The 11,390-nt window shown below is 57.0% G+C and carries 10 protein-coding genes and 1 pseudogene; 2 read left to right on the top strand and 9 right to left on the bottom strand.

Going from position 1 to position 11,390, the window contains the following annotated elements; genetic code table 11:
- Positions 1-731: pseudogene (locus tag Q0G18_RS03365) on the top strand (Asp-tRNA(Asn)/Glu-tRNA(Gln) amidotransferase GatCAB subunit B); the annotation flags it as partial.
- A gap of 90 nt (positions 732-821) precedes the next feature.
- On the top strand, positions 822-2,531 hold the full coding sequence (locus tag Q0G18_RS03360; RefSeq protein ID WP_297149472.1) for a phospho-sugar mutase: 1,710 nt from the start codon (positions 822-824) through the stop codon (positions 2,529-2,531).
- Positions 2,532-2,939: 408 nt separating this feature from the next.
- Here the strand turns inward: Q0G18_RS03360 and Q0G18_RS03355 are convergent, their stop codons facing one another.
- From Q0G18_RS03355 to Q0G18_RS03315, 9 genes are all read right to left on the bottom strand, one after another.
- On the bottom strand, positions 2,940-3,149 hold the full coding sequence (locus tag Q0G18_RS03355; protein ID WP_297149470.1) for a hypothetical protein: 210 nt from the start codon (positions 3,147-3,149) through the stop codon (positions 2,940-2,942).
- Positions 3,110-3,739 carry a hypothetical protein gene (locus Q0G18_RS03350; protein ID WP_297149468.1) on the bottom strand — a complete coding sequence of 210 codons (630 nt, stop codon included), beginning with the start codon at positions 3,737-3,739 and terminating at the stop codon, positions 3,110-3,112. The genes Q0G18_RS03355 and Q0G18_RS03350 overlap by 40 nt, the downstream gene beginning before the upstream one ends.
- 137 nt (positions 3,740-3,876) lie before the next feature.
- Positions 3,877-4,686, bottom strand: a complete 810-nt coding sequence (locus tag Q0G18_RS03345) for a hypothetical protein (protein ID WP_297149466.1) — start codon at positions 4,684-4,686, stop codon at positions 3,877-3,879.
- Positions 4,683-5,219, bottom strand: coding sequence for a hypothetical protein (locus Q0G18_RS03340; protein WP_297149464.1), 537 nt, complete (start codon positions 5,217-5,219; stop codon positions 4,683-4,685). Before Q0G18_RS03340 ends, Q0G18_RS03345 begins: the two co-directional genes overlap by 4 nt.
- The gene (locus Q0G18_RS03335; protein ID WP_297149463.1) at positions 5,219-6,496 is read right to left on the bottom strand and encodes a hypothetical protein; all 1,278 of its coding nucleotides are present in this window, start codon (positions 6,494-6,496) and stop codon (positions 5,219-5,221) included. Before Q0G18_RS03335 ends, Q0G18_RS03340 begins: the two co-directional genes overlap by 1 nt.
- A 45-nt stretch (positions 6,497-6,541) precedes the next feature.
- The gene (locus tag Q0G18_RS03330; protein WP_297149462.1) at positions 6,542-7,858 is read right to left on the bottom strand and encodes a hypothetical protein; all 1,317 of its coding nucleotides are present in this window, start codon (positions 7,856-7,858) and stop codon (positions 6,542-6,544) included.
- The gene (locus tag Q0G18_RS03325; RefSeq protein WP_297149461.1) at positions 7,848-8,561 is read right to left on the bottom strand and encodes a hypothetical protein; all 714 of its coding nucleotides are present in this window, start codon (positions 8,559-8,561) and stop codon (positions 7,848-7,850) included. Before Q0G18_RS03325 ends, Q0G18_RS03330 begins: the two co-directional genes overlap by 11 nt.
- A gap of 16 nt (positions 8,562-8,577) precedes the next feature.
- Positions 8,578-9,753 (bottom strand): OmpA family protein, encoded by a 1,176-nt coding sequence (locus tag Q0G18_RS03320; RefSeq protein WP_297149460.1) that lies wholly within the window; start codon positions 9,751-9,753, stop codon positions 8,578-8,580.
- A 10-nt stretch (positions 9,754-9,763) separates the two neighbouring features.
- A complete protein-coding gene (locus Q0G18_RS03315; protein WP_297149459.1) occupies positions 9,764-10,474 on the bottom strand; it encodes a hypothetical protein in 711 nt (236 codons plus the stop codon).
- Between the last annotated feature and the right edge of the window lie 916 nt (positions 10,475-11,390).

The raw sequence follows: 11,390 nt of genomic DNA, 5'->3' as shown, positions 1-11,390 counted from the left end.
GCGGGCAGATCTACCAGGAAACGCGCCACTGGGACCCCACGATGAAGCACACCATCGTCATGCGCGTGAAGGAGACCGCCGACGACTACCGCCTGTTCCCCGAGCCCGACCTGGCGCCTTACGACCTCACCGACGAGTTCATCGAGGGCGTCCGCGCCAAGCTGCCCGAGCTGCCCGACCAGAAGGCCGCGCGTTTCGCCGAGCAGTTCGGCCTGTCGGCATACGACGCCCGTCAGCTGGTGGAAGGCGAGCAGACCGCCGATTTCTTCGAGAAGTGCATGGAAGCCGCCGGCGCGAACGCGAAGAAGCTCGCCAAGCCCGTCGCCAACCTGGTCATCAACGACATCGCAGGCTGGCAGAACGCGAACGAGGACGCCAACCTCGCCGACAGCCCGCTTTCGCCTGCGCGCGCCGTCGAGCTCGTCGGGCTGCTCGCCGAGGACGCCATCTCCTCCAAGCAGGCCAAGGAGGTCTTCGCCGCCGTCATGGACGAGGACAAAGACCCTGCTGCCATCGTGGAGGAGCGAGGCATGAAGCAGGTATCGGACACGGGCGCGATCGAGGCCGTCGTCGATGCGGTCATCGCCGCGAACCCCGACGAAGTGGCGCGCTACAAGGACGGAAATACCAAGGTCATCGGGTTCTTCGTCGGCCAGTGCATGAAGCGGATGCGCGGCCAGGGCAATCCCAAGGTCATCAACCAGCTTCTCGCGAAGAAGCTCGCCGAATAGGGCCCGGCGCACAGGGTCTTCCAACGTAACACGCCGATTGCCGCGCCCGAGGGCTTTCCTCGGGCGCGGCGCGTACAAGAAGGAGCAGAAGTGAACGCGCGCGATATGCATGCCGAAATGACGCGATGGATCGAAAACGTAACGGAGCCCGACCTTGCCGCCGAGCTTTCCCGCATGAAGGAAGCGGTCGAAACAGGGGACGAGTCCGCGTTCACCGACGCTTTCTTCCAGGACCTCTCCTTTGGCACGGCGGGCCTTCGCGGCACGCTCGGCGCCGGCACGAACCGCATGAACGTCTACACCGTGGGGCGAGCCACGCAAGGGTTTGCCGACTACCTGAACGCACATTTCGAGAACCCGAGCGTCGCCATCGCGCGTGACAGCCGCAACAACGGTGAGCTCTTCGTGCGCACAGCGGCGGCGATCTTCGCGGCGAACGGCGTGCACGCATACGTGTATCCGCGCATTTCCCCTGTTCCCACGCTTTCATGGGCGGTTCGCGACCTGGGCTGCTCGGGCGGCGTGTGTGTAACGGCGAGCCATAACCCCGCCGCTTACAACGGATACAAAGCCTATGGGCCCGACGGTTGCCAGATAACGAGCGAGGCCGCGGCTGCCATCTCGGCTGCGATCGAGGGCACCGACATCTTCTCTGGGGTGAAGTCAGTCGACTTCGACGCCGCACTTGCGAAAGGCGACATCACCTGGATCGACGATGCGGTGCTCGAGCGCTACTTCGACGCGGTTCTGTCGAAATCGGTAAGCAATCTAAGCGCCGACGAGGTCGCGAAGGCACCTCTGAAGCTCGTCTACACCCCGCTCAACGGCACGGGGCTCGTTCCCGTGACGACCGTGCTTGAGCGAGCGGGCGTCACTGACATCGCCGTCGTCCCCGAGCAGCGCGACCCCGACGGCGATTTCCCCACCTGCCCGTATCCGAACCCCGAAATCCGCGAGGCAATGCAAAAGGGCATCGAGCTTTGCGAGCAAGTACATCCTGATTTGCTGCTCGCGACCGACCCCGACGCTGACCGCGTGGGCGTCGCCGTGAAAGATGGCGAGGACTACCTGCTGCTCACGGGTAACGAGATGGGCGTCCTGCTGCTCGATTACATCTGCCGCATGCGCGCCGATCGCGGTGAGAACTTGGCCGAGAAAGTGGCCGTCACCACGATCGTGTCGAGCGCGATGGTCGATGCGCTCGCCGCGAAATACGGCTTTGAGCTGCGCCGTTGCCTGACCGGATTCAAGTACATCGGCGACATCATCACCGAGCTTGCGGACGCAGGGCAGGCCGACCGCTTCATCTTCGGCTTCGAGGAGAGCTACGGGTACCTCTCGGGCGACCACGTGCGCGACAAGGACGCCGTGAACGCAAGCCTGCTCATCTGCCAGATGTCGCAGAGCTACAAGCTGCAGGGGAAAAACCTCGCGGACGCGATGCGTGACCTGTACGCCGAGCACGGGTACTGGCTTAACCGCACCGTGTCGGTGTCGTACCCCGGCGCCGAGGGGGCGGCCGCGATGGCGGCGATCATGGAGCGCTTGCGCGCGGAGGCGCCGAGCGAGGTCGCCGGTCTCACCGTCGAAGGCGTCATCGATTACGAGGACGCGGGAACGGGGCTTCCGCCCGCGAATGTCGTCGAGCTTCGCCTGGCAGGCGGCAACAAGGCCATCGTGCGCCCGAGCGGCACCGAGCCCAAGATCAAGCTCTATGTGTTCGCGAAAGACGACACGAGGGAAGGCGCCGAAGCGCTTCTCGATAGCATCGAGGCTTCGGGCCGCAAACTTTTGGCGTAGGGCCGCCGCGGGGAAGGCGCGAAGCCGCAAATTACTTTGCCGCGGCCCTATGCAGCGACAGGGAACAAGCTGCTCGCACAGGGCCGCAGTGAGGAAGAGACGCGGAGCTTCCCAGCCCGGAGCACGTTTGCCGCAAGGGCTGCTGCCCCTGCGATCACTTCGCCTCGGAGACGCCATCGGGCTCTCTCCCTTCAGCCCATCTCGCCGAAAACGAGGCCGTCGTGGACAAATATTGTCGATATGCGAGGAGCTTCCTACTACTAACTTTCTTCCATCAATTCCGACCTGGGCAAACGTAGGACGAAGAGAGAAGGGTCCTCCCCGCCGTCAGGTTTCGACTCACATATCGACGATTTTTGTCCCCCGACATGGCAATGCCGGAAGCTTTCTCTGATAAAACGCTATGCGCTACGCGTTGAAGGCAGACTCGTCGATTGCGATAGGCGTGATGTTGGCGTCCTCCACGCTGAACGTGTAGGTATAGCGGTTCGTCGGAGAAGTAAAATCGAGCGGTGTATCGCTTTTCGCATAGGTTCCATCGCTTCCAAACGCCTCTTCGGTGCCATACCAGGTGTTTCCTAACCCGTAAGAGAACTCGCAGCGAGTGGCGGGGAACATGCCTTAACCGTATATCCCGCCCTTACGTAAAAGGAAAGCTCGGTTTCGCTCGTTTCGCTGTTCCTCAACTTCACGAAAGCGTTTTTATCAGCAGGCGCCACCACCGTGAGCTGAGGCAGATACCCTTGCGCGGTCGAGCAGAAGATAAACCCTGCAGGCGGGTTCGACTCGTCGAAGTAGCTATCGGCAGGAGAATTATCTTCGAAGTATGTCGCACTATTATTCGCTGCGTAATCGCTTGGAGAGGCGAGGCCCGCCGAATCGAGAATCACATAGCGCGCGTAATTCGCTCGTGCCTCGAACGGATGGTCCGCCACGTAATCGGCGTAGGTAGGGTAGCCCCACCGTTCATAGGAAAACTTATCAGGTCCATCATTTGAGTGCACAACGGTGACTGAGGAGGAGCCCGAGGATGTCGCTTTCAGCGAAGGAGCATCCGTGTTCACAGCGGCATCGGACGAGTTGATGACAACCGTTTTCGATCCGCTTCCCCAGTCAAAGTCGTCGTTAGCTTCGGCGGCGACCGTCTTCGCATTCGTGTCGCACGCACTCCGCTCATAATCAGCCGCCTGTTTATTGAAGCTGCTCATGGGGTATAGCCACAGAAGCAGTAACGTGAGAAGTACCAGCAGAAGTGGGATAAGCCACCTCCATATACTTGGGCGCTTTCGATAAATGCTATTGCGCTTTCTGTAATCGACACTTCTGCTCATACCATCGTCTCCTCTCAGCCTGACACCATTGCAAGATTGGAAAACCGCACAATCAAAAACAAAGCGAGCCACCCGAACATCCAAAGGCACCGAAACACCGAAGACGCAATGAAACGCCCCTCTGCCACATACCCCCAACGCTTCCGCATTCGCCACAAGAAGAGAAAAGCTATGACGAAGCCTCCATAGACCAGCTCGCTTGACGCCATGTTGGTAGAACCGCTGCTTACCGACAGAAGCACAATCGAGAAGACGAGAGCAAAAAATGCGAGGCGAACAATGTTGAATAATTCATACAAGGTGATGGGAGGTTGTTTTTTATATGGTCGAGGATAGTACAGCTGTTCTGGGCAGAGAATCCGAATCAAAAGCATGGCAACGGGCGGGAAAGTCGCGAAAAGAGGTGCCGCGACGCTTCCGAGAATCGCAGCAAGAACGGCTACGACGAAAAAAACCAGGAAGGGAAGGTGACGCTTCGCGCCGGCAACCGCTCGACAAATGCATTCTGCGATGAGCATCGCGGTAAGACAGCACGACAGAGTAACCCAACCACCCTGAGGAGTCGAATAAGAGAGAAATGCAACGCTCCGCGCAAAGTCGCTGTGTTCAATCAACAATGAGGCAAGGGAGCACGCGGCAACTCCACTCACAACGCATGCGAGCGTGCTTCGGTCGATTGCCAGAGAAAACGCCGCCCGCATCGTTCTCAAAGCAGCGCGGACGTCAATCCTCTTCAAGGCGCTCACAAGCTCGAATTGTTTTTTCTTCGCGGGGGACTTCTCTTGGTTTTCCCCCTTGCTCTTCGAATTCGCGAGCAGCTTCATCGCAGCTCCTCGCTCATAATGCGCCTGAAAGTGCTTTCAAGTAGCTGGAAGAAATCGCGAAGCGAAGCAGCTCCGTAGCTTGCGACGACCTGCGGATAAACGACCTCATCAGTCAGTTTTCCCAAATCAGGTACTTCCTTGTCAGATATCACGCCGAGAACGGGTCGTAGGCAAAGGGGGCCGAAAAAATCGATTTCCCTCGACTCGTTGCAGAGAAGCTTGCACGCGTTTTCCGTGTCTCGTCGAGAAAGCGGCGCCTCCTCGACGCTCGGCAAGCCGAATTGGAAATCGGCAGCGCGGTCAAATTCCGCCGAGGAGAAATCGAGTGTGCCGGTATACGCCGATGAAATCCGAACGGCAACGGATAGGTCGCAATCCTTGCCGAGCGCGCGCAAAAACCGCCTGAACTCCTTGCGGATAGTGCGATGAACCCGCGCATCGCGAAGAAATATCGAGTCTATGAGAACAAGGCATTTCAACTTCGGACAGATCTCGTCGATGGGAAATCCCTCAGGCGTTCTTTGAATCGGCATCATAGCCCGCCGCCCAACCCCGTCGCGAGAGCTCGCGCAAGTGCCATGCCGATCATCGCCGCGAAAAGCGAGCCGCAGTAGCTCATCTTCCCATAGCCTCGAAATACATCTTTCCGCACGAAGAGCACATTGCATGCGACGCACCCGCCAAGAGCAGCAAATAGATACAGCAAGGCGGTTTTGGCAACGATGGGGTTTCCGCTTACAGACATCCCAGCCAAGAAAATAGCTTCGAGGGGGCTAAAGCCATTAAGCACCGAGAAAAGCGCAAGCATGCTCGAAGACCCGAGCGTAACGAGCCAGAACACAGCGCGTTGATTAGTTCCGCGAATGCCGTGAATAGCCGTTTCGCGCTCCATCAGGTCCAAGCGCTCATCGTCAGCGCCCGAACTTATGCGGGATAGCTTTTGCAGCAAAGAATCGCCCATATCGGAAAGCTGAGAAAAAAGGCTTCGAGAGCTTGCTGCCTTTTGTCCAAGCGCATGCAGGAAATCAGCGGCGATTGCCCCCGTCGACGCCTTGGCATAATTCACAAGGTATCTATCGTAAACACAGCGAAGCGGCTCCGGCTCGTCCCAAAACGGGCTTTGAAACGAATCAACGAGGCCCAATTCGCCTATCTCGCTGACGAGAAACGGCTTGCGCGTAACATCGAGAATAGCGTTGGCAATCGAACGGCCGGGTGCTATTTTCGGCGTTTTCTCGTCAACCAATGCGTACTGTATCGTTTTCTCGAGCAGAGCGCCGCGGCCTCGGTGAAGAAGCGCATAGATATGAAGGATCAGGCTGTACGGATCAGCACAAGGACGACCGAATGAGGGGCCTATGAACACGCGACAGGTAGATGGATCCACGAGAATCTGCTCGGACATTATGCATTTCAGCGGAGCGCCCGCCTTGCTCGCAGCGAGAACCGCCGTGCAGAGGTTTCTCGCCACCTGCAGGCAAGCCGCGTCGCTCATCTCAGACAAATCCAAAAAAGCATCGAGGTCGATACCCTTCGCCATGTACGTGAAGAAAATGCCGATTTGCTCGCCGCACTTGGTTGAGTACGCGAAACTCCATTGGCGTGACAGCTGCCGAAGGACGTCGAGCGGATATTCGGTTTGCGAGCTGAGCGGCATTTCCCCGTCGAATCTCCTTGCGTCTTCTTTGTCGCTGGGAAGAGATTCGAGAGGAATGAATGCGAGGTACTCGCAGCCTTTCACCGAGCGGAAACCGTAGTCGTTAAGCGGCTCGAGAGACACTTCATGCGAGACCCCGTCATCGTCCAACACCGAAAATTATTTCTTCTCGCCTTCCGTCATTTGTCTCTCTATCCGCTAAACGCCTTTCTCGGCATCTTCCGGTTTCTCACGGTTCTCTTTATCGATGGCCTCTCCATCATTAGGCTGCTCATCATCAGAATGTGCATCATCTGGCTGATCCTCGGACGGCAACACATCGCCAGATTGCGCCTCGTCGAAGCTTTCGCCAGATTGCGCACCGTCCGGTTCTTGCTCGGACTTGCTGTCAGAGTTTTGCGTCTCATCGGGCTGCTCGGAGTCGCAGACGTCATCGCCTTGCTGGGCTTGAACGCCCGCCGCCCGCTGCACCGCGAGCTTCGCCTCTTGCTCGGCAGCCTCCCTCTCCGCGCGCGCCGCGACCTCTTCGATGCGAGCCTTCTCCGCTTCAACGCGAAAGTACTGCGCCTCGGCCTTGGCACGCTCGGCCTCCGCTTCGGCTTGCGCTTGCTTGAGTAGGCTTTGAGCGTGCGCTTCCTCCTCTTTGCGTTTGAGCTCCTCAATGCGCTGCTGTGCTTCCTGCGCGATAGCCCGCTGCTTTTCCTTCTCGGCGTCAAGCCTTGCCTGCTCGCGCTCAAGAAGCATCGCTTGCTTGCGCTCCATGCGCGCGGCGCGCTGTTCGCGTTTTGCCACGCGGCTGTCTTGACGAGCGGACCTATTCTCCTCGCGGCGCTTGCTCGCCTCAATCTTTTTCTTGAGGCGGCGCTCCTTTCGTTCCTTGCGCTTCGTATGGCGAGCATCGCGAACGCGCAAGCGCTTTTCTTCCTTCGACTTGTTTTCCTCTTCAAGTTGATCGAAATCGGGCGCAAGCGCGTCGAGACGCGCAAGACGAATCACATCAATGCTGAGCTCGCGTTTTTCCCGCGCGTCGCAAACGGCACGATAAGCTGCGGCATTCGCCTGCTTAATGTCGTCTATGCGGCAATCGTTCACCTCGTTTCTGTCGAGCTGAATCATCGCGAGCTGTTCGAGCTCGTCGATGAACGCCTCGACGAGAGGGAGCGCTTGGGCGTCGTACATTCCCGCATGGAACTTCTCCTCGATCGTACGTATGCTCGAATCGAGCTCCCCGAAGACGTCGGTTTCGATATGTTTCGCCTTGTAGGTCGCCGTATCAATCGCAGAGGCGCCGACAAGCTCGTCGGCCGCGAGCTTGTCAATATCGCTGCGGCGCGCGTTCGCATGCGACTCGTTGAAATCGAGGTTGCGAATTCGCCTTTGGGAAGGGGAGTAGTAAGCTGGCGATGGAGCCGCCGACTTCGCACCATGGCGCGGCTGAGAGGGGCCCGAAGTCGGTGAAGTCGAGTCTCCCCGCGAACCGTTGATGTTACCGAACGAGGAATCGCTAGTGGTCATCTGGGCATTCTCCCTTGAGGTACGCTGCAAAATAATTATCGTTGCTCTGCTTTGGCTCTGTCGACAAAGCGCCGTCGTTCAAATACCTTCGCTCAATCCGGCGCCGCTTCGATGCGCCGCGGGAATATACCGAAAGGCGCGCGAGAAAATCGACGCGCACGATTCGATCATGCGTGTCTGCGATGTCGCGACAGTCCTGGTACTGGTTGAGAATCTCCTCGACGGCGCCCTCAACTTCGATTTCCTGCGCTTTAAGTTGGTTTTCCTTTTGCTCAAACTCGGCATCAACAAGGCTTCTCCTGCGAAGGAGGCGATTCTCGGCGAGCTCTGCACCCACCGCCGCGTCTCCTGGCCGTTCGGTCGCGGCGCGCGCCATCGTCCTTTCCTTCTGTTCCGGAAGCAGAGAAATCTGCCTCCGAATCTCATCACGACATCTTATGCGGCGCAAAAGTTCGGGGCGTAATTCGAACATGGCCCCATTGCATTCCTGCCATTCGGCGTTGATGCGATAGTTCGCCTCGTCTTCAAAATGCCTGCAGTAAGGGGAAGTGATATATCCTTCCGGAGAGAACTCTACCTTGCCGCGAAGCGCGTCGAAATAGCCGTGCACCCAGATTCGCATGCGGGTGAACACACCGAGCGTTCGCGGAAAGAAGAGCTCGTAGCGATGCTCCGATTTGTTGTCTTTGCTGGGTTTCGCCATCGTTAGCAAGGGATCGTTAGCCGAAAGCGATTTCGACGCGGCGGTTCTGCTCATCGGTATCGAAGGCGGTGCTTTCGCCCATACCCTCGGTGGTGATCTGGCTCGCCTTCACGCCAGCGCTCTCAAGCAGTGCGCCGACCGTGGCAGCACGCTCCCCGGAAAGCTTTTGATTCGCTTCCGGAGACCCCGTCGCGTCGGTATAGCCGTATATGGTCACGTGCAAATCAGGAAAATCGACGAGCTGATCAATGTATTGCTGAAGCGATTCTTCGGCCGCCGCGCTGTCAGTGAAATCGCTTGTGCCGAATTCAAACGTGAGAGCGGAGTTGCTCTCGTCGAGCTCGAGCTTATCGCCGATGAGGATAGGCTTGCCATTTTCGTCGAGCGGGATGCGCGGCATGGCGACTACCGTGACAGAGGGAAGCTCCCCTTCAGGCAAAACATCGTCGCAGGTCTTGAACACCTCGCCGTCGTCTTCCGGCAGCGTAACCCCGGCAGCTTCGAAAATCGCCCGGTAGAGGCCTTTCATGGCCTCTTTCGTTCCCTCGACGGGACTTGCTTGGGGGTCGGCCGCTTGACCTAACCCGTACCAAATCACCTTGTCGATATGTTCGAACTTGGCAAGTTCCCCCTGTTTGCGCAAAGAATCAACAAGGGTAGAAGGGTCGAGCAAGGCGTTTCGCGTCTCCGATTCGGTGAAATTGATGCAGCCTTTCGTCGAAATGCCCGAGTCGATGATGATGACGAGATTCTCAAGCCCGTTGTCCGGGGCTTGAGCAAAGACACCGTTGGCCTTTGAGAGCGCCTTGAAAATATCGACCTCCGCCGCCTGCGCGCTGAAATCAGTCTCAAGCACGCTATTTACATCGTCTTTGATCTCGTTTTTCTTGCGCTGATCGTTAGTCGAGGTCAGTTCAACGGTCGTTGAAGCCGATTTGGGGTTTCCGTCTGCAAGAACGATTGCAAGGAAACCTTGCGCTTCAACGGTGCTCTTCAACGCGGCTTTGATTTCTTTATTCTGTTGCAGCGCCGCTGTGGAATTGGAACGCTTAGCGTACACAAGGGCGACGTTATGCGGACCGTCAGGGCTGATTAGCTCGTCTTCTTCCTTCGAGCCGCATCCCGAAAGGGGGATAACGGCAAACGACGCCGCTGAAATCGCTGCCAGTTGGATGAATTCTCTGCGATCCATGATAAGTCTCCTATCTTTCGGGGCGAGCAACCGAATGGTTTATCGAACGGCTGATTGAAGTGAAGTCATACGCATCAGCAGGGTCAACTATGCTGTTGAGCTGGGTTGATAACTTGTTGACCTTAAACGCACACGCAAGCGCCTTGCGGTCGAGTTCGCGCTCACGCCGTTCATATTCGAGGTTTTTCTCGGGAGAGGAAACGATATCGAAATAGACTTTCTCGTAGAGAAGCCTATCTTCGGCGATATGCGATTCGGCGAGGCGCTTCTTTTCGCCCGCATAAGCATCGTAGGTGCAATACGCATAGTACATTTCAAGCAGCGCGCCGATGAACATGATGAGAGAAAGGGCGATTGCAGGGAAGAGCACATCGACGCCGAGGTCGGATACTTTATCGACAAATGCGGAAAGCCCGGTGGAAGAAGAAGCTTTGCCGAGCGAAAGTGTGTCCGTCGACGAGCTTCCGAAGCTAAATCCCAATCCGCCATCGCCCATGCCGCCGCTGCGCTGGACCTCGCCATAGCATCTGATGACGAAAAGCGCCACAAGAACGACAATCTCAAATACCGTGAATATAACGGCCGTGATCAGGGCAGGTTTTCGCCTTAGGAATTTGAACTCGATGATCTTCTTGCCCGCCAGATACCCCATGCAAAGATAGCTAGCAAGAAGAGCGATAGGAACGAAATAGGTAATCCAGAAACCCGACTGGAATGCCATGTCAAAAGCATCCGCAAGGAGCCAATAATCGGCAAAAAGGGAGAGAGCGATGATGAAGACGATGATGCTGACCCATGGCTTGCGCGTCTTCGACGCTCGACACAAATCGGCGATATAGGTGTCACCGGGAAACGCTTTAGGGTAGTTATCTTTTCTTCTTGATGCGAAGAATCCCTTTATTCGCTTTATAAGGGAACACCCCCCCGAGGGATTCTATGTCTTCGACGGACTCTGTAACCTTGTTTGCCATGATTCTCTCTTGTTGCTATCTCAATCTCGACTGTTCTCTTTGCAACTTTAGAATTCTATCATAAATGAGCGAAGCGTCTACTGGCGTAATTGTCCCCGCCTTCACCTCGTTGAGCATTCTGTGCATGAAGGCGCGTTATGAAGACACGTGCGCAACGCCACTGTCGCGAGAAGAGAAGCTATCATTTTTGCTATATCTAGCTAGCAAAATTCAACACCTATGCTCATCTCGCAGGGAAAGGTGCCGAAGCCTTGCCCTCAAGGCAAGAAAGCGAGAGGGAAGGCGGCGCGGGCGCTCCCCCGACGATGACGCCGTCATGAAGCTGCTGTACCCGCTAGTCAAGGAACTCTGCTCGAAGTGGGCGAGGGCTGCCACCAGTCGGGCTGGGCGCGGGTGCGCAACCAGCTCCTGCGCGACGGAGCGATTAGGACCCGAATCGAGAAGTATATGCGAAATAGGCTCACGCAGACTTCATGACAAGCCCACCGTGTGTCGATCCCGCCTTTGGAACGCTGCGACATCCGCCGCCTTTGCGGCCATCTCTTGAAAATGATGCCGCCGTGGACAAAAATCGTCGATATGTGAGCCTAGAGTTGGCTGGTAGGGGGCTTCTGCTCGCTTTGTCCTGCGTTTGCCCAGGTCAGAATTTTTAAGAGAAAGATAGGT

This window comes from uncultured Ellagibacter sp. (assembly GCF_934636505.1).
In the GTDB taxonomy this organism is placed as follows: Bacteria; Actinomycetota; Coriobacteriia; order Coriobacteriales; family Eggerthellaceae; genus Ellagibacter.
This window is presented reverse-complemented; position numbering and strand designations above follow the sequence as displayed.

Coding starts and splice junctions, on each gene's coding strand:
- Q0G18_RS03355 (WP_297149470.1), bottom strand. CDS start 3,149: ATGTTCCCCGCCACTCGCTGCGAGTTCTCTTACGGGTTAGGAAACACC.
- Q0G18_RS03350 (WP_297149468.1), bottom strand. CDS start 3,739: ATGAGCAGCTTCAATAAACAGGCGGCTGATTATGAGCGGAGTGCGTGC.
- Q0G18_RS03345 (WP_297149466.1), bottom strand. CDS start 4,686: ATGAAGCTGCTCGCGAATTCGAAGAGCAAGGGGGAAAACCAAGAGAAG.
- Q0G18_RS03340 (WP_297149464.1), bottom strand. CDS start 5,219: ATGCCGATTCAAAGAACGCCTGAGGGATTTCCCATCGACGAGATCTGT.
- Q0G18_RS03330 (WP_297149462.1), bottom strand. CDS start 7,858: ATGACCACTAGCGATTCCTCGTTCGGTAACATCAACGGTTCGCGGGGA.
- Q0G18_RS03325 (WP_297149461.1), bottom strand. CDS start 8,561: ATGGCGAAACCCAGCAAAGACAACAAATCGGAGCATCGCTACGAGCTC.
- Q0G18_RS03320 (WP_297149460.1), bottom strand. CDS start 9,753: ATGGATCGCAGAGAATTCATCCAACTGGCAGCGATTTCAGCGGCGTCG.
- Q0G18_RS03315 (WP_297149459.1), bottom strand. CDS start 10,474: ATGGCATTCCAGTCGGGTTTCTGGATTACCTATTTCGTTCCTATCGCT.